The organism is Corallococcus sp. AB045 (assembly GCF_003668895.1).
Classification (GTDB): Bacteria; Myxococcota; Myxococcia; order Myxococcales; family Myxococcaceae; genus Corallococcus; species Corallococcus coralloides.
Genome location: NZ_RAWN01000078.1, coordinates 1 through 25,155, shown reverse-complemented (window position 1 = coordinate 25,155; position 25,155 = coordinate 1). Strand labels below are relative to the sequence as shown.

Sequence of the window (25,155 nt, the reverse complement as noted above, 5' to 3'; positions counted from 1 at the left end):
ACACGGCTTTCCGCGGCCACTCCGGCCGACGGCAACGGCGGAGCTCTGCTCCGAGCAGGAGAAGACACAATGAGCAACATCCCCGGCTATACCCATGGCACCGCGTCCGTTTCGCGCTCGCCGGTCTCCCTCAACGACTTCGAACAGATGAAGGCCAGCGTCCTGTTCGGCGAAGAGGACGTGAAGTCCCTCCGCATGTCGCACGACATCGTGAAGGGGCGGGTCGAGGCCATCCTCGACGTCTGGTATGGGTTCGTCGGGAGCCAGCCTCACCTGCTCGCCTCGTTCAGCGGGAAGACGGACGGCAAGCCCCTGGGTGACTACCTCACCTCCGTCCGCAAGCGCTTCGGCCAGTGGATCCTCGATACGTCGAGCGCCCGGTACGACCAGGCCTGGCTCGACTACCAGCACGAGATCGGCCTGCGCCACCACCGGGTCGGGAAGAACAAGACCGACGGAGCCCCTTCGACGGACCTCGTGCCCTTCCGGAACCTGTTCGCGCTCATCTTCCCGGTCACCTTCACCCTGCGCCCCTTCCTGGCCGAGCAGGGCCACTCCGCGGAGGACGTGGAGAAGATGCATGCGGCGTGGGTCAAGTCGTGCCTGTTGCAGGTGACGCTCTGGGCCCACCCCTACGTCAAGGACGGGGACTTCTGATGACACCGCGCCCCGCACCGGACTGGCGGACGACCGACTGGCTCAATACGCCAGAGCCGCTCACCCTGGAGCGACTCCGCGGCAAGGTCATCCTCCTCCACGCCTTCCAGATGCTCTGCCCGGGCTGCGTCGCCCGGGGCATTCCGCAGGCCCAGCGCGTCGCTGAAGTCTTCGCGGGCGCGCCGCTCGTCGTGGTCGGACTGCACACGGTCTTCGAACACCACGAAGCCATGAAGCTCGAATCCCTGCGGGCGTTCCTCCACGAGTACCGGGTGAGGTTCCCGGTGGGCGTGGACGCACCGGGCGAAGGTGGCGACCCCATCCCGCGGACCATGAGGGCGTACGCCATGCAAGGAACGCCGACGACCGTCCTCATCGATGCGCAGGGACGGCTTCGCCGGCAGGTCTTCGGCATGCACGACGACCTGCAGCTGGGCGCTGAACTTCAAACCCTGCTCCTCGAGGCCCAGACGGGCCCCGCATCCGGAGTGCAGCGGCCTGCACCCCAGAAGGTCCCCGCCGCCTGTGACGACAGCGGCTGCAGGTAAGCGCGGAGTCATTGGCCGCGAGGGCGGGACTCGTCACAGGCAGCTGGAGTCCACGGGCAGGGTGTCCTGCTGCACGGTCTTGAAGGTGAACAGGCACAAGGCGCTCGCGCCCTGCTCCATGAAGACCCCGCCGTAGAGCGTCGCGTGGCCCAGCCGCGCCGTGCTCCCCGCCTTGAGGTACACGGACGTTTCGTAGCCTTCGATGGAGGACTGGTCGATGCCCATGCGGACCCCGGGCGGCGGAGCCGGGAAGTCCGCGTAGATGCCCAAGGCCCCTCCCGTGCCGGTCCCCTTCAGGCGGCTGGAGCGCACGGACACGCCGGGCGTCTCCGCGTGCAGGGCCGCGGACAGCCCGGCGCCTCCGCTGAAGACCTGCGAGTCCACGATGTCCACGCTCTGGGCCGCCGCCTCCACACCGAAGCTCCGGGCTCCGTTGCTCGCGCTGGCATTGACGAATACGCGGCGCAGGAAGCCGAACTTTCCGGCCACGCCCACGCCAATCACCGACTCCACCGCGCTCGCGGTGCCCTGGGCGACGGCCTTGGAGTCCTCCAGCGTGATGCCCACCTGGTCGAACGCGAACCCCATCACCCGGCCCCGGTCCGACGTCGCCTGGGATTCGACGCGCGACAGGGTGATGCTATTGGCGGACTGGTAGTGCACACCAAAGGTGAGGGATTGGCCCGCGAACGCCTCCGCCCGGACTTCGCTCACCGCGAAGCCATCGTCGCTGTTGAAGATCGCCACCGACCGCGTCCCACCGCCCGTGTTGATCACGGAGAGCAGGCGCAGCCCCGCGCCAGAGGCGCCCACCACCGAGCCATCCCCGGCCGTCGAGGACGTGATGCGCGACACGCCCACGCCGCTGCCCTCCAGGAACACGCCCCGCTTCAGCACCAGGCCCGCCGTCCCCAGGTCATAGGTGCCGGCGCCGAGCTTCAGCACCCACGTCTGCGAACCATCGGAAGGCACCGCGTCCACGGCGGCCATGAGCGCGGCGCCGGACTCCAGCGCGGTGGCTTGCAGGGGGATGATCCGCACGCGCGCGGCCAGAAGCCCGTCCGTCCCGGAGCTGCCCGGCGCTCCCGCGGGCCCGACGTCACCGCGAGGCCCCTGGGCTCCCGCGGGTCCCGTTTCGCCTTGAGGCCCCTGCGCTCCCGCGGGCCCCGATTCCCCCTGGAGCCCTTGAGGCCCTTGAGGCCCTTGAGAGCCCACGGTGCCCTCACCCTTGCAGGCGGACACGAGCAACACCCACGGCAACAGCGCACGGCGGACAGACGAAAAATTCAAGGACAGCTCCCCCTTCGGACTTGAAGGAGCCCAGTCTGTCCGCTCGCGCGGTGGCATTGGAATGGGTCCGCCGGAACCTCAGCCCATCCTGCAGACCTGGAAGCTCATGTCGTCGCAATACCAACCCCGGCACTTCGCGCCCCGGATGAAGTAGTTCTCGGGGGCCTGATAGGGGGCGGTCTCGTCGGAGATCCAACCGGTCCAGTGGCAGTCCACCGCGGTGGGCCCGGTGATCTTCGTGCACTCCAGCGAGACGTTGTCGCAGTAGCCGCCCGTGCAGGACACACCCGTCACCCAGGAGCCCGAGGGGCAGACGGTGGGCGTCGAGGTCTCCTCGGAGAATGCCGCCGTCCAAGCCTTGCTGCCAACCACGGCGCTGCTTGGAATGTCCCGGCAGCTCATCGACACGTTGTCGCAGCCGGTGCCACTACACCCCATCAAGTAGGCCACCATCCGGCTGGGGCAGTTGATGGGCGGCAGCTCCTCCGACGTGGTGCCCGCGGATTGCGTCGCCGCCTGCTCCACCTGCTCGATCCCAAACCCGGCTTCGGAATCCATCTCATCGGCGGGGCCGCAGGCCGGGGTGGTCAACAGGAGGGTCAGTGCCGCGAACAGGGACAGTCGCATCATGGTGTGAAACCTCTCAATGAGTGGGCGTTGCCCCGCTGTTACGCCCGCGTCCGGAGTTATTCCCGTGGCGTGTCCGAGGAGGGACCGGGTCATCCGCGAACGGGTCAGCGCCACCCCTGGACGCTGCATTCGCCGCCGGGCTATGGCTTGCGCCTCTCCATCGGAGGCACCGCACCATGGTCGCGCAGACATCGCCTCAGGAAATCACCGCGCAGGTGCGCCAGCGCATCGTCGACCTGGCCCGGCAGGGCGGCTACGTCGACGCGGTCCTGGGCGCGGGGCCGGAGCTGGACCGGCTGAAACACTATCTGCGCATGCTCATGGGCCAGGTGCCCGCACTGCCCGTCAGGCCTGACCAGTCCCCCACCATCTTCCCGCCGTTCCCCGGCCTGGATGAGCACCCGTGGCGCGACCCGCCACCACCGGCCGCGAAGGCGCTGGAGGGCTGCCTGGCCGCGGTGACGCGCGACATGGAGCGGCTGGAGAACGCGGACCTGCTGCACTACGACTCCGGCATCGTCGGCACTGGCCACTGGTCCGTGCACCCCATCTACTTCGGCGGCGAGCGCACCGACCGCCTCTTCTGGCCCCAGCTCGCCATGGAGGAGACAGCCGCAGCGGTGCTGTCGCTGGACGGCGAGTGCACCGACTTCCCGCTGGCGGACGTGCTGTTCTCCTCGCACGCGCCCGGCACCACGCTGACGCCGCACTGCTCATGGGACGGCTTCCGGATGCGGCTGCACCTGGGGCTCAAGGTGCCGGAGGGCTGCGGCATCCGCGTGGGCTCGGAAACCCGGCACTGGCAGCCGGGCCGCGTGCTCACCTTCCACGACTCCTTCGAGCACGAGACCTGGAACCGGGGCACCGAGCGCCGCGTGGTGCTCATCGCCGACTGCTGGCACCCCGGCCTCACCGTGCCCGAGCGCGAGGCCCTGCTCGGCCTCACGCGCAAGTTCGAGGTCCGCGCGATGCTCGCCCAGCTGCGCGTGCCGGAGACCCTGTCCGAACCCCTCCTCGTCCGCTTCGCGGAACAGGAACGCACGGACGCCCAGGTGCGCCGCTTCTGGCGCGGGTGAGGGTGAGCATCGCGCCGGTCCGTGCCTAGCTTCTCCGGGTGCGACACGGACCTTCGAACCCCTCTCACGAGCGCTGCCGGATCGGCGGTGCCGGCTGGAGCCTGTCGAGCGCGGTGGGTGAACACTTCCCCACGACGGGGACCCACCTGGAGCGCTACGCGCGCGTCCTTCCCGCGGTGGAGCTCAACTCCTCCTTCTACCGGCCGCACCGGCCCGGCACCTACGCCCGCTGGCGTGACAGCGTTCCGGAGACGTTCCGCTTCGCGGTGAAGGTCCCCAAGGTCATCACCCATGAGCTGCGCTTGCGCGACGCACGCGAGCCGCTCGAGCGTTTCCTGAGCGAGGCGGGCCACCTGGAAGCCAAGCTGGGATGCCTGTTGGTGCAGCTGCCGCCCAGCCTCCAGCACGAGCATGAAACGGCCCACGCGTTCTTCCAGTCCCTGCGGGAGCGGACCGCGGTGGACGTCGTGTGCGAACCCAGGCACCGGACCTGGTTCACGGACGAGGCCCGGCAGGTGCTGGACGACGCACGCATCCGTTACGTGAGAGCGGATCCGCCCGCGGTGAGCGCGCCCCAGCCTCCAGACGCGGAGGTCGTCTACTACCGGCTGCACGGCTCGCCGAAGATGTATTACTCCGAATATTCCCAGGCGTTCCTGGAGGCCCTGGCCGTGGAGATTGCGGGCCACGAGCAGTCCGGCCGCCGGGTGTGGTGCATCTTCGACAACACGGCGGAGGGCGCGGCAATGCCGAATGCCCTATCATTGCTGCACCTCGATGCACGACGCCCGGAATGAGCCCATCACCGCACGGATGGCCCGTGCGCTCGTCTCGCTGGACGAGCGCATCCTTCCGCGAGCACCCTGGGACTACCGTCCGAGCCGGGCCGCCAGCTCCAACCGGGCCGCCACGGCCAGCGCATCCGCGCGGTTGTTCTCCACGTCATCCGAGTGGCCGCGCACCCAGTGCCACGTCACCTCATGAACGCGGACGGCCTCCAGCAGCTCGCGCCACAGGTCCGCGTTGGACACGGCCTTCTTGCCCGACGTGCGCCAGCCATTGCCCTGCCACGTGTCCAGCCACTTCTCCGCGAAGGCGTTGCACACGTACTTCGAGTCGGTGAACACCTGGACGCGGCACGGCGTCTTCAGGGCCTTCAGCGCGACGAGCGCCGCGGTCAACTCCATCCGGTTGTTGGTGGAGTCCGCCTCCGAGCCCTGGAGCTCCTTGCGGTAGCCCTGGCGTTCGGGAGCGATGAGGATGGAGCCCCAGCCTCCCAGGCCGGGGTTCGGCGAACAGGCGCCATCGCAGTAGATGTGCACGAGCGGGAGCGACATCGGACGCGCACCCTACTCCATCCGCGTCCGGCGTCCCCCGGCTAGAGTCTGGACCGTGAGCGCCTTCCCCAGCACCCTCCCCCACGTCGAGGCCATCCCCCTGCGCGGAGGGCCCTTGCTTCGCTGGGGCGTGCTCGCTCCGGGGCGGATTGCCGGTGGCTTCGTCTGGGCCCTGCACCGGCACACCGACCAGCGCGTCCACGCGGTGGCCTCGCGTGCCCCCGAGCGCGCCCGGCGCTTCGCCGCGCAGTACGGCGTCCCGCGCGTCCACGAGTCCTACGAGCAGCTCGTCGCCGACCCCGACGTCGACATCGTCTACGTCGCGTCTCCCCACAGCGAACACAAGCGACAGGCCCTGCTCGCCATCGCCGCCGGCAAGCACGTCCTCGTGGAGAAGCCGCTCGCGCTCGACGCTGGCGAGGCCCGCGACATCGCCCGGGCCGCTCGCGCCGCGGGCGTCTTCGCCATGGAGGCCCTGTGGTCGCGCTTCCTCCCGCAAACCCTGCTCATCGAACGACTGCTGCGGGACGGCGTGCTCGGCGACATCCGTCTGGTCATGGCGGACTTCGGAGGCTGCTTCGACTTCGACCCCGAAGGCCGCGTCTTCAACCCCGCGCTCGGCGGTGGCGCGCTGCTCGACATCGGCATCTATCCCATCTGGCTCGCGCACCTCGTGCTCGGCCCGCCGCCACACATCCACGCCACGGGCACCCTCACCCAGACAGGCGTGGACGGACAGGCGGCCCTCGTCCTCACCTACCCCACGGGCGCCCAGGCGCTGCTGCACACCACCCTCTTCGCGGAGACACCCCAGGAGGCCGTCATCGCGGGGACGCACGCGCGCCTCCAGCTCGACTCGCGCTTCTTCACCCCCGGCGGCTTCACGTTGAAGGCTGCCAGGTCGGACCAGCGGCTGCGCTGGACCGACCCGTCCGGCATCCACGGCAGCGAGGGCCTCGCCTGGCAGGCGGCCGCCGTCGCACAGCACATCGCCGAGGGACGCACCGAGTCACCCCTGCATCCGCTGCAACACAGCATCGCGGTGCTCGAAACCATCGACGCGGCGCGAAAACAATTGGGCGTCAAGAATGACGGGCTGCGACAGAAATAACCGCAAAGGCCACAAAACCGGCTTTCCTGTGACCTGGACCGTCACAGCCTCCCCACGGCAATCATTGCCATCCGAGTGACTGTCTCGGTTGGGCGCAGTGGTCTGTCCATTGCAGACATCTGGCCTCCGCTGTCCACCCCGAGGAGGAATGGATGTCCATGATGCGAGCAGGAATGTTCGTGGGCCGGCTGCTGACGGCCACGCTGGTGGGAGTATTCGCGGGCTGTCAGGGGGAACCCTCGCAGGAGGAGGCCAAGGCCGCCTCCGCGTCACAGGAGGTCATGGCGGCCCCGCGGAACTGTGTGCAGCGCTTCGAGGGCATCGCCCACTGTGGCACGGGCAGCGCGGCGCTGAAGTCCACCGACGAGGGCCTGGTGGTCACCGGCTTGAACAGCCTGGAACAGGACGGCGTCGTCGGCCTCATGGGCCGCGCCGAGAGCTGGCGGCAGAAGTCCATCGTGGACTTCGGCGCGAGCGATGAGGGCATCCGGTTCTACGGCCGCAACGAGGACCAGGTCATCAGCACGCTGTCGCTGGCCCCGGACCCGAGCAACCCCGATGGCGGCATGCGGATGCTGCCCACGTTCACCGGAAGCCCGGGCGGCTCCTCCTACGCCATCAACGTGCGCAACCAGGGCGAGATGGTGGCCATGATGCTCCCGCACCGCTGGTGGGAGTGGTCCTCCGTGCAGATCTGGGCGTACATGGACCGCATGCGCCACCCGGACCTGTACTTCGGCGTGGAGGGCTTCGGCGTGACCACGGGCGTGGGCCGCGTGGGGGCCTGCATCTGGCGCGTGCGCTTCCAGGAAGGCGCGTTCACGGTGAACCTGGAGGATGGCCGACAGGTGACGGGCGATGAAATCGAGTTCGTGGAGCAGCTCGATGACGGCGCCTATCCCTACAGCGCCTTCACGCACATCGGGATGACGGGCGCGGTGGACAAGCTCACCATCGTGGAAGAGACCGTGGTCCAGAGCAGCAAGTGACGCCTCGGGCCCGTGCGCGGCGTGGACACGGGCCCGCCGTTATGGTTCACGGGCGCGTGCCGGGACCTTCCATCCCCCGGCACACGCTCGGAGAACAACCATGGGATTCCTGCGGCCCCACGCTGAACGCATCTACGCACTGCTCCGCATCGCCGCGGGGCTGATGTTCATGCTGCACGGCATGCAGAAGGTCTTCGGCATGTTCGGAGGGATGCCCGCCGGGGCGCCACCGTTCATCGTCTATGGCGCGGGGGGCATCGAGTTCCTGGGCGGCCTGCTCGTGGCGCTCGGGCTGTTCGCCGGCCCGGCGGCGTTCATCTCCAGCGGCACGATGGCGTTCGCCTTCTTCATGGGGCACGTGGTCCCCAACGGGGGCAACCTCAACCCTCTGCTGAACCAGGGCGAGCTCGCGGCGCTCTACTGCTTCGTCTTCTTCTACATCGCCGCTCACGGCTCCGGCATCTGGAGCGTGGACGCCGCGCGCCGGGGCCACTCCCGCACGTAGCCGCCCACGGGGTGGCTGGCTGCTCGCCCTCCAGGGCCTGCGTCGAGGGGTCAACCTTCCTCCCACACGCCCCGCCCGGCCTCGGGGCCGTGTGCTAACGAACTTGCTCGATGAGCTCCTCGACCTACTCGCGCGCGCCGGCTCCCAGCGACCCCGAGGTGCGGAACACACCTCACCGCGAGGGCCGGGAGGAGCCCTTCATCCAGCACGGCGGTGAGATGGGCGCCCTGATGCGGGCCCATGACTGGTCCAGCAATTCGCTCGGCCCGCTCGAGCACTGGCCCCAGTCCCTGCGGACGTCCGTCAGCACGATGCTGCGCTCGCCCTACCCCATCATCCTCTTCTGGGGCCCCGAGCTGCGCATGCTCTACAACGACCCGTTCCGGCCCATCCTGGGGGCGAAGCATCCCCAGACGCTGGGCGCGCGCGGAAACGAGGCGCTCGTCGAGGAGTGGGCGCAGCTGGGGCCGCTGATGCAGCGCGCCCAGGACACGGGCGAGCCCATCTACATCGAAGACGGGAACGTCAACTTCGCGCGCCGCCCCGGTGGCCTGCGGGAGGAGTCCTACTTCACCTGGTCCTACAACCCGACCATCGGCGAGTCGGGAGAGATCGCCGGCCTCTTCGCCATCGCGAGTGAGACGACCCGGCAGGTGGTGGGTGACCGCCGGCTGGGAATCCTCCGGGAGCTTTCCATCCGGATGGCCCTGGACAAGAAGGTCGAGGACATCTTCCGTTCGCTGGAGGAGGTGCTGTCGCAGGCGGCGTACGACGTGCCCTTCGCGCTGCTCTACGTCGTCAAGGCGGAGCAGGCGCGCCTGGTCAGCTGCGCGGGCCTGGAGCGTGGGGGGACCGCCGCGCCCGTCGCGCTGGCGCTGGACGACACGTCCTCCTGGCCGCTCGCGAGTGTCACGCGGTCGGGACAGGAGGTCCTGCTGGAGGACCTCCACCAGCGCTTCGGGCCCCTTCCCGGCGGGCCCTGGCCCGAGCCCACGACGCGAGCGCTCGTCCTCCCCGTGTCCATGGGCGTGGAGACGGAGACCACGGCGGTGCTCGTGGCGGGCCTGAGCCCCCTGCGCGCGCTGGACGACGAGTACCGCGGCTTCCTGCAACTGCTGGCGCGGCAGCTCAGCGCCAGCATCGCCAGCGCCCGCGCCTATGAGCAGGAGAAGCAGCGGGCGGAGGAGCTGGCCCGGCTGGACGCGGCCAAGACGGCGTTCTTCAGCAATGTCAGCCACGAGTTCCGCACCCCGCTCACGCTCATCCTCGGCCCCATCGAGGACGCGCTGGCGGGGACGCCGAAGTCGTTGGAGGGAGAGCCGCTGGAGCTGGTGCGCCGCAATGCCTTGCGGCTCTACAAGATGGTCAACACCCTGCTCGACTTCTCCCGGATGGAGGCGGGACGGGCCCAGGCCCGCTACCTGCCCGTGGACCTGTCTGTCTTCACCACGAACCTCGCGAGCACCTTCCAGTCCGCGGTGGAGAGCGCGGGCCTGCGGCTGGTGGTGGACTGTCCGCCCCTGCCCGAGCCCCTCTACGTCGACCCGGAGATGTGGGAGAAGGTTGTCCTCAACCTGCTCTCCAACGCGGTGAAGTACACCTACCGCGGGGAGATCCGCGTGAGCCTCCAGTGGGAGGACGCGCAGTCCGTCCTTCGCGTGGAGGACACGGGGGTGGGCATCCCCGAGGAGGAGCTCCCGCGCGTCTTCGAGCGCTTCTACCGCGTCCGCGTCACCCAGGGCCGCAGCCACGAGGGGACGGGCATCGGGCTCGCGCTGGTGCAGGAGCTGGTGAAGCTGCATGGGGGCAGCGTCGCGGTGACGAGCCAGCTGGGAAGGGGCACCACCTTCACCCTGCGGCTGCCGCGGGGGACGGACCACCTGCCCCCGGAGCGCGTCGAGCGCACCTTCCGGCCAGGGCCGGTCCCCTCGGGCGCCATCCCCTTCGTGGAGGAGGCGCGCCGCTGGTCCACGGACGTCAGCGCCATGGACACCGGGGCGCCGCCCGCCTCCGCGCCGCTCTCGCCAGAGGTCTCCGCGGAGCTCGCGCGCTCCCGCATCCTCCTGGTGGACGACAACGCCGACCTGCGCGCCTACGTCACGGGTCTGCTCAAGCACGTCTTCCCGCACGTGGAGGCCGCCAGGAACGGACAGGACGCGCTGGAGCAGGCGCGCGTCCGGCCGCCGGACCTCATCCTCTCCGACGTGATGATGCCGGTGTTGGATGGCTTTGGCCTGGTGCGGGAGCTGCGTGCCGACGAACGCACGCGCGCCATCCCCATCATCCTGCTGTCCGCGCGGGCGGGCGACGAGGCCACGGTGGAGGGCCTGCGAAGCGGCGCGGATGACTACCTGGTGAAGCCCTTCTCCGCGCGCGAGCTGCTGGTGCGGGTGCGCACCCAGCTGGACATGGCCCGCGTGCGCCGGGAGGTGGTCCGCAACGAGGTGGAGAAGGATTCGCTGCGCGAGTCCGTGCGGACGCGGGACGACTTCCTGCGGCTCGCCAGCCACGAGCTGCGCACGCCCGTGAGCGCCCTGTCGCTCAGCCTCCAGTCCCTGGTGCGCGGCCTGGACGCCGGGGCCCCGGACGCGAACCCGGAAGCCACCCGGCTCAAGGCGCGGACGACCGAGAAGCACCTCCAGCGCCTGGCGCGCCTGGTGGAGCAGCTGGTGGACGTGTCGGAGTTCGTCACCGGACCGCTGGACCTCTCACGGCGGGAGGTGGACCTGGCGGAGCTCGCGGCCGCGGTCGTGGCCCGGTCGCGGGAGAAGGCCCTGCGCGCGGACTGCGTCCTCACCCTGGAGGCGCCCCTGCCGGTGGTGGGGAGCTATGACCCCACGAGGCTGGAACAGCTGCTCGACAGCCTCGTGGACAACGCCCTCAAGTTCGGGACGGGCAGGCCCGTGGAGGTCACCGTGGCGCGCGCGGAGGGCCGGGTGAGTCTGGCGGTGCAGGACCATGGCGCCGGCATCGGGCCGGAGGACCAGGAGCGCGTCTTCGGGCGCTTCGAGCGCGCCGTCCCCGCCAATTACCACGGCGGCTTCGGGCTGGGACTGTGGATGGCCCGTCACATCGCGGAGGCCCACGGGGGGAGCATCCACCTGGAGCCCACGAAGGGCGGAGGCGCCACCTTCACCGCGGTGCTGCCGTTGGAGCTGAGCCCGGGTGGGTGACCCGCCGTCGCTGGAGCGCGGCTCCTCCAGCTGTGCTAATCCGCGCTGCAGCAGGGTGACGTCCCCACCCCCCAGCCCGGAAGACATCCATGGCAGGCAGCAGCCTGATTGCGCTCATCGACGACATCGCCACCATCCTGGATGACGTCTCCATCCTGACGAAGGTGGCGGCGAAGAAGACGGCGGGTGTGCTGGGAGACGACCTGGCGCTCAACGCGCAGCAGGTGACGGGCGTGAACGCGGACCGCGAGCTGCCCGTGGTGTGGGCGGTGGCGAAGGGCTCGCTCGTCAACAAGGCCATCCTGGTGCCGGCCGCGCTGGCCATCAGCGCGCTGGCGCCCTGGCTGGTGACCCCGCTCCTGATGGTGGGCGGCGCCTTCCTCTGCTTCGAGGGCGCGGAGAAGCTGGCGCACAAGCTCCTGCACGGCAAGGAAGAGGACGAGGCGCACCACGCCGAGCTGCGCAAGACGCTGGAGGACCCGAGCGTCGACCGGGTGGCCCTGGAGAAGGACAAGATCAAGGGCGCGGTGCGCACGGACTTCATCCTCTCCGCGGAGATCATCGCCATCACGCTGGGCACCGTGGCGGAGGTGGACTTCGCCACCCGCGTCTCGGTCATGGTGGGCATTGCCCTCATCATGACGGTGGGCGTGTACGGGCTGGTGGCGGGCATCGTGAAGCTGGACGACGCGGGCCTGTACCTCAGCCGCAAGGGCAGTGGCTTCGCGCAGGGCCTGGGCAGGGGAATCCTCCGCGCTGCGCCGTGGCTGATGAAGTTCCTCTCCGTGGCGGGAACGGCGGCCATGTTCCTGGTGGGCGGCGGCATCCTCGTGCACGGCGTCTCCGGCCTGCACCACGCGGAGGTGTCCTTCACCGCGTGGGCCGGGCGCGTCCCGGGCGTGGGCAACGTCCTGGGCGGGCTCGCCCCCATGGTGCTCAACGCCGCGGTGGGCCTGGGCGCCGGCGCCCTGCTGGTGCTGCTCGTCACCCTGGGCCAGAAGCTGTTCAAGGGCCGCGCCGCCAAGAAGTAGCCAGGTCTCCCCTCGCCATGGGTGGGATTGCATGAAAGCAGTAATTCATGCAATCACGGGTGTTGGATGTCTTCACGAGTCCAGCAGAGGGGGAGTTCCATGCAATCGCGTTCCTGGCTGCGGGGCAGCCTTGTCTTGTTGTGTCTCAGTTGTGGTCCCACGTCGTCGGAAGACGCTCCGGAGCCCGTGCAGGCCCAGTCCCGGACGCGGGCCGAGCAACTGGTCGCGGAGCGCGGCTTCGACCTCCGGGATGTCTCCCTGGTACCGGACGCGAAGGGGGTGCAGCAGACGCTCCACTTCCGGGGCGTGCCGGTCTGGGGCCTGGAAGCAAAGTCAGCGCAGGGCCAGACCTTCTTCTCCAACGTCCGGTTCCAGCCCACGGGCGCCGTGGAGACGGAGGCCCGGCTCACGGAAGCCCAGGCCCGGGACGCCGCGCTCGCGGCCCTGAAGGACGCCACCGCGAAGGTGGAGTCCGCGCGGCTCGTGCTCGTGCCCACGGAGGTGCGCCAGCTCCGGAAGGACGCGGCTGCCCCGCGCCTCGCCGGTCCCCGGAACGCCGAGGACTTCGAGCGGGTGGTGACGGACCTGCGGCTCATCTACCTGCTCAAGCTCGGCACGGCCGGGGACGTGTCCAGGCGATGGCTCGCGCAGGTGGATGCACGCTCCGGAGAGGTGCTGCGCCTGGATCCGCTCAGACACACGGGCGTGCAGGGGACGTTCAAGAAGGCCCGGGGCACGGGCTACTACGCGGGCGCGGTCAACCTCTCCGTGTTCTCCGAAACCCTGGGAGGGGCCACCTGGCTGCGGGACGTGTACCACAATGACTATTACGCCTACGTCTCGCAGGGTCGGGGCGGCTACTATGAGCTCTATTACACCTCGGACCTGATCCTGGGTGACGGGCTCCGATACAGCGGAGGAGGCCCGCTCGGGACCAACGGGGAGACCGCGGCGGTGGACACCTACCACGCCGTGGGCCTGGCGTGGTCCATCTACGAGACCTTCCTGGGGCGCGCCGGCCCGACGGGAAACGGCACGACCTTCGACATCCAGGTGCACGTCAACGAAGCGAACGCCTTCTATGACCCCGACGAGCACAAGCCGATCCTCCAGTTCGGATACCGCGCCCTCGGCGTCAATCCCAAGACCCCGTTCACGACCACCGACGTCGTCGCCCACGAGATGGCCCATGACTTCTTCGCCCGGGAGCTGGCGGGGGATCCCGCGGAGATTCCGTACGAGTATTCGGAGCGGGGCGGGCTGAATGAGGGCACGGGAGACATCTTTGGTTTCGCCACCGAGCTGCTGCGCGACGCGAAGCGGGCATCGTCGACGTCGACGAACATCGATGGGGTGGTGCTGAAGCCCTCGAACCTCACGATTGCCGAGGAGACGGGCGCAGTGGTCCGCAACCTCCTGGAGCCCACGTATGCGAAGTGGTTCGCGGACATTGGAGGCAGGGACCCGCACCTTTCCGGAGGCCCCCTGAGCCGGATGTTCCTGCTGCTGGCCTATGGTTGCAGCACGCAGACCACGAGCCCGTGGCACTGCGACCTGGTGCCCGAAGGGTTCAGTGGCCTGGGGCCCACGGAAGCGCTGCGCATCTGGGCGCAGGCTGTGCAGTTGATGCCGATGGACACGGACTACCTGCAGGCCCGCCAGGCGGCGCTCGCGGCGGCGACCGCGCGGGACGGCGTTCACGGCGGCCCCCGGATGAAGGCCGTGGCGCGGGCGTTCGCGGCCGTCAACGTCGGTTACAAGCCGGACTCGGTGCCGCCGCAGACGACGCTGAGCTGCCGGCAGGTGAACCAGGACATCGAATGCACCGGCACCATCACCGACGCTGAGTTGCCGGACCAGTACACCACCGCGCCGCGGCTGGTGGTGGACGGCGGCGCGCAGATCAAGACGCTGTCCGGCTGGCAGTTCGAGCAGACCCTGCCGGGCGCGGCGCTGGCCCATGGCAACCACACCATCCGGCTGGAGGCCTGGGACTACTGGGGCAACCTGGCCACGCGAACGGTGACGGTCGCGATGGACAAGCAGTCGCCCACCTTCTCCGTCCTGCGCTCCGGTACGCCGAAGCAGCCCCTCTACTCCGTCACGCCGAGCGACCCGTCCGGAATCCAGGCCGTGGACTTCAGCGCCGACGGCCAGTTCATGGCCGGCATCTTCGTGCCCCCCTACGAGCACGCGCTGGACACCTCCACCTGGACCGATGGCACCCATGACGTGGCCATCAAGGTCTTCGACAAGTACCTGAACGCCGCCGTCCAGCACTTCAACCTGAAGGTGGACAACACGCCGCCCGGCTTGACGATGACGGTGGGAGCGGGCGACGAGGCGCCGTTCACGGTGAATGTCTCGGTGACGGACAGCTCCGCGGTGACGCGGGTGGACTTCAAGGTGGATGGCTTTGTCTTCGCCACGCGGACGAACGAAGCCACGGCGTATCAAGCCAGCTACACGCCGCCGGATCCGCTGGCCCACAACCTCACCGTGGAGGTGACGGACGCCTTCGGCAACAAGGGGACCACCTCCCTGGCGGCCCCGCTCGACCGCAGGCCCCCGGCGGTGACCTTCACCAAGACGCAGCTGAGTTCGCTGGTGCGTCTGAATGTCAGCGTGACGGACGGCTGTGGCGTCGAGTATCCGTATGCGCTGTATGTGGACGGGACGCTGGTGGCACAGCCCACGACCCCGGCCTATGTGCTGGAGTTCGGGGACGCGATGGCGGCGGGGGCTCACACGTTCCAGGCCGTCGTTCGCGACCTGTGCGGCAACACGGCGAACTTCGTGACGTCGTTCATCAAGGACCTCACCCCGCCTGTCATCACCGGCATCATCCGGGACGACACCCAGCCGAAGAAGCCGAAGTTCACCGTGCAGTGCACGGACACGGAGGGCGTGCACCACGTGGAGCTGCGCGAGGGGGGCTCCGTCACCCAGACGGACACCACCGCGCCCTATGAATTCGTGGTCGACACCACGGGCCGCGCGGATGGTGATTACTCACTGCTGTTCCAGTGCACGGACATCAACGGCGTCTCCAGCTCACCGGAGACCCGCACCGTGACGGCGGACAACACGGGGCCCACCATCAACCTCACGCTCTATGGCTCGGGCCGCTCCTACCTCATCTCCGCGGAGCCCGCGAGCGACCCTCGCGGCATCCAGTCCATCACCCTCGCGCATGTCCTGATACCCGCCTTCTCCGCCACGCTCACCCAGGCGCCCTGGTCCACGTGGTGGAACATCCCGGGCACCGGCTCCATCCAGTCGGACATGCTGTTCTCCGTCACCGCCAAGGACAAATGGGGAAACACGTCCAGCAAGTCGCTGTATTGCTCGGTGAATACCGCCTCCACCGTGGCGCAATACCGGACCTGTCACCCGTGAGCTGACGCAGCCGGGGAGCATGAATGGGCATGCTCCCCGGCCGTGCGGCCCGTTCGCCGCACGGAGGTGCCCGTTCACCGCGGGCCCGTCCCCACCGGCTGAACACTCCCACAGCGTGGCGTCAGGGCAGGCAGGGTGGCTCCGTTCACCTCCTGCCCTGGAAGCGCTCCATGCCGCGCAAGCTGCTCGTGTCGTCGTTCCTGTTCGCCGCGCTCACGTGTGCCCCTGCCCTGGCCGCGGACACTCCGCCCAGAGGCCGCCACAAGCAGGTGGATGCCCTCTTCTCGCAGTGGAAGAGCAAGACCGTGCCCGGCTGCGCCGTGGGCATCTCACGCGACGGCGTGCTGGACTACGCGCGAGGCTACGGCATGGCGGACCTGGAGCACGACGCCCCTGTCACGCCGCGCTCGGTCTTCTCCATCGCCTCCATCTCCAAGCAGTTCACGGCCTTCTCGATTGGACTGCTGGCGCAGGAGGGCAAGCTCTCGCTGGACGATGACATCCGCAAGTACGTGCCGGAGCTGCCCGCGTATGCAAAGACGGTCACGCTCGCGCACCTGATGCATCACACCAACGGGTTGCGTGAGCAGGGACAGTTGCTGAACCTGGCGGGCTGGCGCGGTGACGACGTGTCCACCGAAGCAGACGTCCTCTGGGCGCTGAGCCGGCAACGCGGCGTGAACTTCGAACCGGGCGCAGAAGTCCTGTATGGCAATGCCGCATACACGTTGCTGGCGGTCGTGGTGCGGCGTGTCTCCGGCCAGTCGTTGCAAGCGTTCGCCCACGAGCGGATCTTCAAGCCGCTCGGGATGACCGACACCCGCTTCCGCGAGGACCACACCGAGCTCTTTTCCCGGCGCGCCTGGGGCTACACCTCCCGCGACGGCGGTGGCTGGCGCCTCAGCGTCTCCAATTCCGACCATTACGGCGCGGGCAATCTGTTCTCCACGGTTGGCGACCTGCTGAAGTGGGAGCAGAACCTGCTCGACGCACGCGTCGGTGGGCAGGCGCTGGTCGCGTTGGTGCGGACCTCCGGCAGGTTGAACGACGGCACCGTGACGGGCTACGGCGGCGGCCTCCGGTTGATGGGGTATCGCGGCCTGGACATGGTGAGCCACGACGGCATGGACGGCGGCTACCGCACGGAGGCCCTCCTCTTTCCCGCCCAGCGGGTCGCCGTCGTCACGCTCTGCAACAGCGGGCTGATTGACGCCAGCGTGCTCGCCCGGAAGGTCGCCGACGTGTACCTGGGCGCGCACCTGAAGGAAGAGCTGCCGCCCGTCGTGAAGATGGCGGAGACGGAGCTGTCGGCGCTGGCGGGCGACTACTGGAGTCCACTGACGGATGAATTGGTGCGGCTGGAGCTCAAGGACGGAGCGCTGCGCCAGGTCGGCGTGCCCACCGCCTTCGTGCCCGTGGGCGATGGTGCGTTCCGTCCAGGCGAGTCGATGCACGTCTGGCGTTTCTCGACCCCACGCGAGCTGAGCATCCGGGACGCCTGGCCGACGACGCGGCCCTTCGTCCGCGTGAGCGAGCCGAAGCCCACGGCTTCGGCATTGGCGTCCTTCGCGGGGCAGTACCGCAGCGACGAGGTCGACATGACCTACACGGTGCGCGTCACGGACGGGAAGCTGGCCATCCGCTGGCCGCGCCGGGACGAGGTGGTGCTGGAGGCCGTCGGTGGAGACCGCTTCGCCGGCTCGCTCGGCGCGGTCACGTTCACGCGAGCGGCCTCCGGCGGAGTCGACGGGTTGACCATCAGCAACCGCCGCCTGCGCCGGTTCCGCGCGGAGCGGCTTCAGAGAGCGGAGCCGGTGAGAGCGGCTTCGGCGGCAGGCAATTGAACCTGGGGGCCTGTTGATAGCCGCTCAACACCCGCCGGTGCGTTCCAGAGAGTTCACTTGAGGTCTTCCACGGATTTCCTGAAAGAGGAGGAATGCAAAGGAGCGTCTCAATGAATGTTCGTCACCTGCTGGCCGGAGTCCTGGTCACCGTCACTGCTTGTGGAGAAAAGCCGGAGGACGGCCCCGAACTCCAGACCCAGACCGCCGCGGTGGTCGCCGGCTCGCGGCTCGTCAGCGTGCAGTCCGGCCGCTGCCTCGACGTGGCGCAGAACAGCCAGACCGCGGGGCAGGAGCTCCACATCTATGACTGCCACAGCCAGGACAACCAGCGGTTCCTCTTCACGCCGGAAGGCGAGCTTCGCGCGTTCGGTGGCTCGTGGTGCGTCCAGCCGGAGACCGCCAGCTCCGGGGCCCGGGCCGTCATCGCCGCCTGCAATGGGACGGCGAACCAGCGGTGGGTCCGCAACACCGCTGGCGCGGTGATCCACACGGCGACCTCGCTGTGCCTCGACGTGTCCGGTCAGGCCACCGCCAACAGCTCGAAGGTCATCGTCTGGACCTGCAACGCCCAGACGAACCAGCAGTGGTCATTTCCTGCCGACACCCAGGCGCCCACCGTGCCCGCGGGGCTCGCGCTGTCCAACGTGACGTGCAACTCGGCCACGCTGTCGTGGTCGCCGTCCACGGACAACCAGGGCGTGGCCTTCTACGACGTCTACCATGACGGCCAGCTGATGAAGTCCTTCTCCGGCGCCACGGTGTCCACCGGGCTGACCGTGGTCCCCGGCGTGACCTGGGGCCTGTATGTGAATGCGCGGGACGCGGTGGGCAATGTCTCCCAGGGCAGCGCCACGCTCTCCATCACCCCGCCGCAATGCCAGGCGGACACCCAGGCTCCCAGCATCCCGACCGGCGTCACCGCCACCGCGTCCGGCACCAGCGTGACGGTGAACTGGACCGCGTCCACCGATAACGTGGGCGTGAGCGCGTATGACGTGTTCCGGGGTGGCGTGAAGATTGGCACGGTGGCCGGCTCCCCGCCTGGGACCACCTTCGTCGACAGCGGTTTGTCCGCGAACACGGCCTATACCTATGCCGTGCTCGCCCGCGACGCCCAGGCCAACGCGTCCGCCCAGAGCACGTCCGTGACGGTCACCACCGGCCAGGCCTGCGCGAACGCTGTCTGCTCCGTCATCCAGGTCGCCACCGACACGGACATCCCGTGGGGCCTGGTGAACCTGCCGGACGGGACGGCGCTCTACGGCCGCCGCGACGCGCAGAACATCATTCGCCTGGACCCGGCGACGGGCCAGAAGACGTCCGTGGGTACCATCCCCAACGTGCAGAGCACCGACGGCGAGGGCGGCCTGATGGGGCTGGAGCTCTCCCCCACCTTCGCCACCGACCGCTGGCTGTACGTGATGCACACCTCCCCCACCGACAACCGCATCGTGCGGCTGCGGTATGAGAATGGCGCCCTCAACACCGCGTCGCTCCAGGTGCTGCTCCAGGGCATCGGCCGCAACAAGTTCCACAACGGCGGGCGCCTGCGCTTCGGCCCGGACGGGAAGCTCTACGCGTCCACGGGCGATGCCCAGAACGGCGCCTACGCCCAGGACATCAACAACCTGGCCGGCAAGGTGCTGCGCCTCAACGCCGACGGCACCGTCCCGTCCGACAACCCCTTCGGCAACTACGTGTGGAGCTACGGCCACCGCAACCCGCAGGGGCTGGCCTTCGACTCCCAGGGACGCCTGTGGGAGCAGGAGTTCGGCAACTCCGTGATGGACGAGACCAACCTCATCCAGAAGGGCGGCAACTACGGCTGGCCCAACTGCGAGGGCACGGTGTCCCAGGGCGGTTCGGGCTGCGCGACGGCCGGGTACATCGCGCCGAAGCAGACCTACTCCACGGCGGACGGTTCGTGCTCCGGCATCGCGGTGGTGCGCGACGTCCTCTACGTGGCCTGCGCCCGCGGCACGCGCCTCTACCGCGAGGTCATCAGCGGCACCAACCTGACCAACGTGCAGCAGTTCTTCGTCGGCACCTACGGCCGGCTGCGCACCGTGGAGCCGACCCCGGACGGCAACCTCTGGATGACCACCACCAACCAGGGTGACAAGGACAGCATCCCCAACAACAGCAATGAGCGGATCTTCCGCGTCGTGCTGGGCCTGTAGCGAGCGTCCCGGACACTGAAGCGCCGTGACGAAGGGCTCACCTCGTCACGGCGCTCAGTACAGATCGGGGATGAAGTTCCGCCCCTTGAGCGAGGCGTCGTCGTCGTACTTGCCATGCGTGGAGCGGGGCGGCAGCTTCACCTTGGCGCGCTTCACCTTCTCGTAGGGAATCTTCTCCAGCAGGAAGCGGATGCAGTTGAGCCGCGCCTTCTTCTTGTTGTCGGACCGCAGGATGTGCCAGGGCGCGAAGGGCGTGTCCGTCGCGGCCAGCATCTGATCCCTCGCCTTGGAGTAGTCGTACCAGCGCTTCCAGGACTTGATGTCCATGGGGCTCAGCTTCCACTGCCGCAAGGGGTCGTCGATCCGCGCCGCGAACCGCCGCGCCTGCTCCTCCTTGCCGACCTCCAGCCAGATCTTCAGCAGGAGGATTCCGCTGTCGACCATGTACTGCTCGAAGACGGGGCAGCCCATCAGGAAGCGCTCGTGCTCCTCGGGCGTGCAGAAGCCCATCACGGGCTCGACGCCGGCCCGATTGTACCAACTGCGGTCGAAGATCACGATCTCGCCCGCCGCCGGAAAATGCGGCACGTACCGCTGCAGGTACATCTGGGACTTCTCCCGGCTCGAAGGCGCCGGGAGGGCCACCACGCGGAACACCCGGGGACTCACCCGCTCGGTGATGGCGCGGATCGTTCCACCCTTCCCCGCCGCGTCCCTGCCTTCGAACACCACGATGACGCGCATCTGCGTGTGCTTGACCCACTCCTGAAGCTGACAGAGCTGGGACTGGAGCTTGCGGAGCTCCTGGGTGTAGGCCTTTCGCTTCAGGGGCTCTTTGCGGGTGTCCTGTGCCATGGCCATAGGGTTGTGCGGCCCTCCGGTACGCGCAATGCGTGCCATTGGGGAGGGCGTCCGCCAGCCGGGAACGCGCACCGGGTCTGACGGATGACAGCCCTTCCGCCCCCAGTCCGTGTCGGGCATGGGCCAGCGGACATCGGGGATTGCCCCCTGGGGCATCCGGACAGCTCGTACTTCCGCGCGCATCCCTCCGTGCGGAATCTCCCCGCCCATCGAGGTGTCGCGAATGCGGGGGACGGCCAGCGCCATGCAGGGGATGAAGCCGGGATTCGCATCCTTCGTCGGCACCGTGCCGCTGCTCGGCGTCCTCGCCGCGCTCTCAGGGTGCGCGGTCGGCCCCGACTTCAAGAAGCCCGAGGCCGCGGTCGCCAAGGAGTGGCGCACCCAGGGCGACCCGCGCCTGTCGACGCAGGCCGCGGTCGACACCCAATGGTGGAAGTCGTTTGGCGATCCCTCGCTGGACCGGCTCGTCGAGCTCGCCGCCAGGCAGAACCTGCCGCTGCAGATCGCGGGGCTGAGGATCGTCGAGGCTCGCGCCCAGCTGGCCATCCTCACCGGCCGGCAGTATCCGCAGTTCCAGGCCCTCAACGCCAGCGGTGCAGCGGTGGGGCGCAGTGAGAACTCAGCCGCGGCCAATCCCATCAACCTGCAGAACCTGGGCTCCATCGACCGCCACTTCCTGGAGTACCAGCTGGGCTTCGACGCGCTGTGGGAGGTGGACTTCTGGGGCAAGTACCGGCGGGGCGTGGAGTCGGGGACCGCGAGCCTGCTCGGGTCGGTGGCGGACTACCAGTCCTCGCTCGTCTCGCTCACCGCGGAGGTCGCGCGAACCTATGTCCTGGTCCGCACGTACGAGGTGCTCATCGCGCAGGCGCTGGAGAACGTGCGCATCCAGGAGGAGGGCTACCGGATCGCCGAGTCGCGCTTCAGCAACGGCGTCACCTCGGAGCTGGATGTGACGCAGGCCGCGACCCTGCTGGAGAGCACCCGGGCCACCATCCCCCAGCTGGAAGCCGGGCTGGAGCAGGCCCGCAACGCAATGAGCACGCTCCTGGGCCAGCCCACGGGCGAGGTGGAGGCGCTGCTGGCGGGCCCCAAGCAGATTCCGGTGGCGCCCGCGACGGTGGCCGTCGGCATGCCGGCTGAAATCCTGCGGCGACGCCCGGATGTCCGCAGCGCGGAGCTGTCCGCCGCCGCGCAGTGCGCCCGGATCGGCATCGCGGAGGCGGAGCTCTATCCGAGCTTCTCCCTCTTCGGGTCGATCGGGCTCCAGGCGAGCACCAGCGCCGCGGCCTCCGGCAACCTCTTCTCCCTGGGCAGCCTCTTCTATTCCGTGGGCCCCCGGATCGTCTTCCCCTTCCTGAACTACGGCCGGCTGAAGAACGGGGTGCGGGTCGAGGATGCGCGGTTCCAGCAATTGCTCGTCAACTACCGCAACACGGTGCTCAAGGCGGCCCAGGAGGTGGCGGACGCCTTGACGGGATTCATCCACGCCCAGCAGGCCATGACCTTCCAGCAGGCCGCGGTGAAGTCCGCGCAGCGGTCGGTGGAGCTCGCGGTGGTGCAGTACCGCGAAGGCGCCGTGGACTATCAGCGCGTGCTGGACGCGCAACGGTCGCTCCTGGAACAGCAGAACAACCTGGCCCAGACGAGCTCCAACATCGCCACGAACCTGGTCGCCCTCTACAAGGCATTGGGCGGAGGCTGGGAGGTCCGCCGCAACCAGCCCATCGTGCCGGAGCCGATGCAGTCCGAGATGGAGCAGCGGACCCACTGGGGCGACATGCTGTCCAAGCCGCGGACGCAAGAAACCAAGACGGTCTCGCAACCCGTCAAGCCATAGAGAGTCCGCCATGCCCTGGAAGCCGAAAGGGAAATTCAAGTGGATCATTGGGCTGGTCGCCCTCGCGATCGTCGCGTTCATCGGCTTCAAGTATTGGAAGGGGAAGAAGTCCGCGCTGCCGGAGGGAATCGTCTCGGGCAACGGCCGCATCGAGTCAAAGCTGGCGGATGTCTCCGCGAAGGAGCCCCTGCGGGTGCGGGAGGTGCTCGTCAACGAAGGCGACCTCGTCAAGCCAGGGCAGGTGCTGGTGCGCCTGGACACCACCACGCTGGAGTCCAGCCTGGCGGAGGCCAACGCGAACGTCGCGGCCACGCAGGAGAAGCTGGCGGTGGCCGAGGCGGGCATCGTCAAACAGAAGAGTGAGATTGAGCTCGCCACCATCGAGGCCGAGCGCGCCCGGAGGTTGGTGGCGCAAGGCGCCGGCTCGCAGCGGGACGTGGACGTCCGGACGAGCCAGCTGGAGACCACCCGGGCCAGCCTGGCGGAGGCCGAGGCCACGCTGAAGACCTCGCGGGAGGAGATCGCAGTCGCGCGAGCCAACGCGGCGACGATTCAAACGCGCATCAACGATGCGACGCTCAAGTCCCCGGTGACAGGCCGGGTCCTCTACCGCCTCGCCGAGCCCGGCGAGGTGCTGTCTCCCGGCGGACCCGCGCTGACGCTCGTGAACCTGGAGGACGTCTTCATGGAGATCTTCCTGCCCGCGAGCGAGGCCGCCCGCGTGAAGATTGGCTCCGAGGCGCGCCTCACCGTCGACTTCGAACCCAACCGTTCAATCCCCGGCTACGTGTCCTTCGTGTCGCCGGAAGCGCAGTTCACGCCCAAGCAGGTGGAGACGAAGAGCGAGCGGGAGAAGCTGGTGTTCCGCCTGAAGCTCCAGGTCCCCCGGGAGCTGGCCAGCCGCTACGTGGAGCGCATCAAGACAGGCATCCGCGGCGTCGGTTACGTGAAGGTGGACCCTGACGCGGCGTGGCCGTCCCGGCTGCAGAACGTCGTCACGGCGGAATCCGAACCCCACTAGCCCGGCGACAAGGGAGGGCCCCGCCATGGTCTCATCCGTGTCTCCAGGGGCGCCGGCCGGCTCCACCCATCAGCTCGTGGTTTCCATCCAGGACGTGACCCACCGCTACGGCAAGGCCGTGGCGCTGGACGGCCTCTCGCTCGACGTTCCCAGCGGCATCCGGGTGGGCATCGTGGGGCCTGACGGCGTGGGCAAGTCCACGCTGATGGCCCTGGTCGCGGGCGCCAAGAAGATGCAGCAGGGGCGTGTCATGGTCCTCGATGGGGACATCGCGGACGCGCGGCACCGGCGTGAAGTGGGGCCGCGCATCGCGTACATGCCCCAGGGCCTGGGCAAGAACCTCTACCTGGAGCTCAGCGTCTACGACAACGTGGACTTCATGGCCCGGCTCTTCGGGCTGTCCCCCGAGGAGCGCAAGGTGCGCGTCCCGGAGCTGCTCGCGGCCACCGGCCTGGGAAAGTTCGCGGAGCGCCCCGCCGGCAAGCTCTCCGGCGGCATGAAGCAGAAGGTGGGGCTGTGCGGCGCGCTGGTGCACGACCCGGACCTGCTCATCCTCGACGAGCCCACCACCGGCGTGGATCCGCTCTCCCGGCGGCAGTTCTGGACCCTCATCGACGAGATTCGCGCCGGGCGCCCCGGCATGAGCGTCATCATCTCCACGGCGTACATGGATGAAGCGCAGCAGTGGGATTGGATCGTCGCCATGGACGCGGGGCGCGTGCTGGCGACGGGAACTCCCGCGGAGCTGATGGAGCGCACGGGGACCCAGGACCTGGAGAAGTGCTTCATCGCGCTGCTGCCCGAGGAGAAGCGCCGGGGCCACAAGGAGATCACCATCCCGCCCCGCGCGCCGGGCAACGCGGAGCTGGCCATCGAGGCCCACGGACTGACCCGCCGCTTCGGGACCTTCACCGCCGTCGACCACGTCACCCTGTCCATCGAGCGCGGGGAGATCTTCGGCTTCCTGGGCTCCAACGGCTGCGGCAAGTCCACGACCATGAAGATGCTGACCGGCCTGCTGCCTCCCACGGAAGGCACGGCGAAGCTCTTCGGCAGCTCCGTGGACGCGGGCAGCATGGAGGTGCGCAAGAACCTGGGCTACATGACGCAGTCGTTCTCGCTCTACGGCGAGCTGAGCGTTCAGCAGAACCTGGTCCTGCACGCCCGGCTCTACCACCTGCCTCCAGACAAGGCGAAGGCACGCATCGACGAACTGGTGGATCGGTTCGGACTGGGCGCGCACCTGGAGGCGTTGGCCGGGGACCTGCCCATGGGCCTGCGCCAGCGGCTCTCGCTGGCCGTCGCCGTGCTGCACGGGCCGCAGATCCTCATCCTGGACGAGCCCACGTCGGGAGTGGACCCGGTCGCCCGCGACAGCTTCTGGGAGCTGTTGATCGACCTGTCGCGCAAGCAGGGCGTCACCATCTTCGTGACGACGCACTTCATGAACGAGGGGATGCGCTGCGACCGCATCTCCCTCATGAACGCGGGCAAGGTGCTGGCGGCGGACAGCCCCCAGAAGCTCATCGAGGCCCGGAACGCGGACAGCCTGGAGACCGCCTTCATCGGCTACATGGAAGACGCCATCGCGGAGAAGGCACGCGCCGAGGGCAAGGACGCGACTCCCGCCCCCGCGCCCGAAGCCGAAGACGAGCATCAACAC

The 25,155-nt window shown here is 68.8% G+C and carries 19 protein-coding genes; 15 read left to right on the top strand and 4 right to left on the bottom strand.

Annotation, left to right across the window (positions count from 1 at the left end; all coding sequences use genetic code 11):
- The first annotated feature begins 69 nt into the window (after nucleotides 1-69).
- Nucleotides 70-657, top strand: coding sequence for a protoglobin domain-containing protein (locus D7Y21_RS19855; protein WP_121715043.1), 588 nt, complete (start codon nucleotides 70-72; stop codon nucleotides 655-657).
- Nucleotides 657-1,205, top strand: coding sequence for a redoxin domain-containing protein (locus D7Y21_RS19850; RefSeq protein ID WP_121715041.1), 549 nt, complete (start codon nucleotides 657-659; stop codon nucleotides 1,203-1,205). Before D7Y21_RS19855 ends, D7Y21_RS19850 begins: the two co-directional genes overlap by 1 nt.
- A gap of 33 nt (nucleotides 1,206-1,238) precedes the next feature.
- Here D7Y21_RS19850 and D7Y21_RS19845 read toward each other — a convergent pair whose 3' ends face one another.
- A complete protein-coding gene (locus D7Y21_RS19845) occupies nucleotides 1,239-2,246 on the bottom strand; it encodes a hypothetical protein (protein WP_121715040.1) in 1,008 nt (335 codons plus the stop codon).
- A gap of 327 nt (nucleotides 2,247-2,573) precedes the next feature.
- Nucleotides 2,574-3,125, bottom strand: coding sequence for a hypothetical protein (locus D7Y21_RS19840; protein WP_120566698.1), 552 nt, complete (start codon nucleotides 3,123-3,125; stop codon nucleotides 2,574-2,576).
- 176 nt (nucleotides 3,126-3,301) lie between these two features.
- Here D7Y21_RS19840 and D7Y21_RS19835 point away from each other — a divergent pair, with 176 nt between their 5' ends.
- Complete coding sequence (locus D7Y21_RS19835; RefSeq protein WP_121715038.1) at nucleotides 3,302-4,201, top strand: aspartyl/asparaginyl beta-hydroxylase domain-containing protein; 900 nt, start codon at nucleotides 3,302-3,304, stop codon at nucleotides 4,199-4,201.
- A gap of 113 nt (nucleotides 4,202-4,314) precedes the next feature.
- Entirely contained in the window at nucleotides 4,315-4,998 is a 684-nt protein-coding gene (locus tag D7Y21_RS19830; RefSeq protein ID WP_199735457.1) for a DUF72 domain-containing protein, read from the top strand.
- Nucleotides 4,999-5,070: 72 nt separating this feature from the next.
- Here D7Y21_RS19830 and rnhA read toward each other — a convergent pair whose 3' ends face one another.
- Nucleotides 5,071-5,538, bottom strand: coding sequence for a ribonuclease HI (rnhA, locus tag D7Y21_RS19825; RefSeq protein ID WP_120566695.1), 468 nt, complete (start codon nucleotides 5,536-5,538; stop codon nucleotides 5,071-5,073).
- A gap of 55 nt (nucleotides 5,539-5,593) precedes the next feature.
- Between rnhA and D7Y21_RS19820 the strand changes: the two genes are divergently transcribed.
- The 8 genes from D7Y21_RS19820 to D7Y21_RS19785 all read left to right on the top strand — a co-directional run bounded on the left by D7Y21_RS19820 (nucleotide 5,594) and on the right by D7Y21_RS19785 (nucleotide 19,770).
- The gene (locus tag D7Y21_RS19820) at nucleotides 5,594-6,649 is read left to right on the top strand and encodes a Gfo/Idh/MocA family protein (RefSeq protein ID WP_233612206.1); all 1,056 of its coding nucleotides are present in this window, start codon (nucleotides 5,594-5,596) and stop codon (nucleotides 6,647-6,649) included.
- Nucleotides 6,650-6,807: 158 nt separating this feature from the next.
- A complete protein-coding gene (locus D7Y21_RS19815) occupies nucleotides 6,808-7,638 on the top strand; it encodes a hypothetical protein (RefSeq protein ID WP_147443369.1) in 831 nt (276 codons plus the stop codon).
- A gap of 100 nt (nucleotides 7,639-7,738) precedes the next feature.
- The gene (locus D7Y21_RS19810; protein WP_120566693.1) at nucleotides 7,739-8,143 is read left to right on the top strand and encodes a DoxX family protein; all 405 of its coding nucleotides are present in this window, start codon (nucleotides 7,739-7,741) and stop codon (nucleotides 8,141-8,143) included.
- Nucleotides 8,144-8,253: 110 nt separating this feature from the next.
- Nucleotides 8,254-11,316: an ATP-binding protein gene (locus D7Y21_RS19805; RefSeq protein WP_121715036.1), complete on the top strand. Its 3,063-nt coding sequence runs from the start codon at nucleotides 8,254-8,256 to the stop codon at nucleotides 11,314-11,316.
- Nucleotides 11,317-11,405: 89 nt separating this feature from the next.
- Nucleotides 11,406-12,347, top strand: a complete 942-nt coding sequence (locus D7Y21_RS19800) for a DUF808 domain-containing protein (RefSeq protein ID WP_121715034.1) — start codon at nucleotides 11,406-11,408, stop codon at nucleotides 12,345-12,347.
- 99 nt (nucleotides 12,348-12,446) lie between these two features.
- Complete coding sequence (locus D7Y21_RS19795; RefSeq protein WP_147469331.1) at nucleotides 12,447-15,746, top strand: Ig-like domain-containing protein; 3,300 nt, start codon at nucleotides 12,447-12,449, stop codon at nucleotides 15,744-15,746.
- 170 nt (nucleotides 15,747-15,916) lie between these two features.
- Nucleotides 15,917-17,590: a serine hydrolase gene (locus D7Y21_RS19790; protein WP_121715030.1), complete on the top strand. Its 1,674-nt coding sequence runs from the start codon at nucleotides 15,917-15,919 to the stop codon at nucleotides 17,588-17,590.
- A gap of 110 nt (nucleotides 17,591-17,700) precedes the next feature.
- Entirely contained in the window at nucleotides 17,701-19,770 is a 2,070-nt protein-coding gene (locus D7Y21_RS19785; protein WP_121715028.1) for a PQQ-dependent sugar dehydrogenase, read from the top strand.
- A 54-nt stretch (nucleotides 19,771-19,824) separates the two neighbouring features.
- Here D7Y21_RS19785 and ppk2 read toward each other — a convergent pair whose 3' ends face one another.
- Nucleotides 19,825-20,625 (bottom strand): polyphosphate kinase 2, encoded by an 801-nt coding sequence (ppk2, locus tag D7Y21_RS19780; RefSeq protein WP_120566715.1) that lies wholly within the window; start codon nucleotides 20,623-20,625, stop codon nucleotides 19,825-19,827.
- Nucleotides 20,626-20,854: 229 nt separating this feature from the next.
- Between ppk2 and D7Y21_RS19775 the strand changes: the two genes are divergently transcribed.
- The 3 genes from D7Y21_RS19775 to D7Y21_RS19765 all read left to right on the top strand — a co-directional run.
- Nucleotides 20,855-22,471, top strand: a complete 1,617-nt coding sequence (locus D7Y21_RS19775; protein WP_120566687.1) for an efflux transporter outer membrane subunit — start codon at nucleotides 20,855-20,857, stop codon at nucleotides 22,469-22,471.
- 10 nt (nucleotides 22,472-22,481) lie between these two features.
- Nucleotides 22,482-23,492: an HlyD family secretion protein gene (locus D7Y21_RS19770; RefSeq protein ID WP_120566686.1), complete on the top strand. Its 1,011-nt coding sequence runs from the start codon at nucleotides 22,482-22,484 to the stop codon at nucleotides 23,490-23,492.
- A gap of 25 nt (nucleotides 23,493-23,517) precedes the next feature.
- Nucleotides 23,518-25,155 (top strand): ATP-binding cassette domain-containing protein (locus D7Y21_RS19765; RefSeq protein ID WP_147469330.1); only part of this gene is annotated, 1,638 nt, incomplete at its 3' end.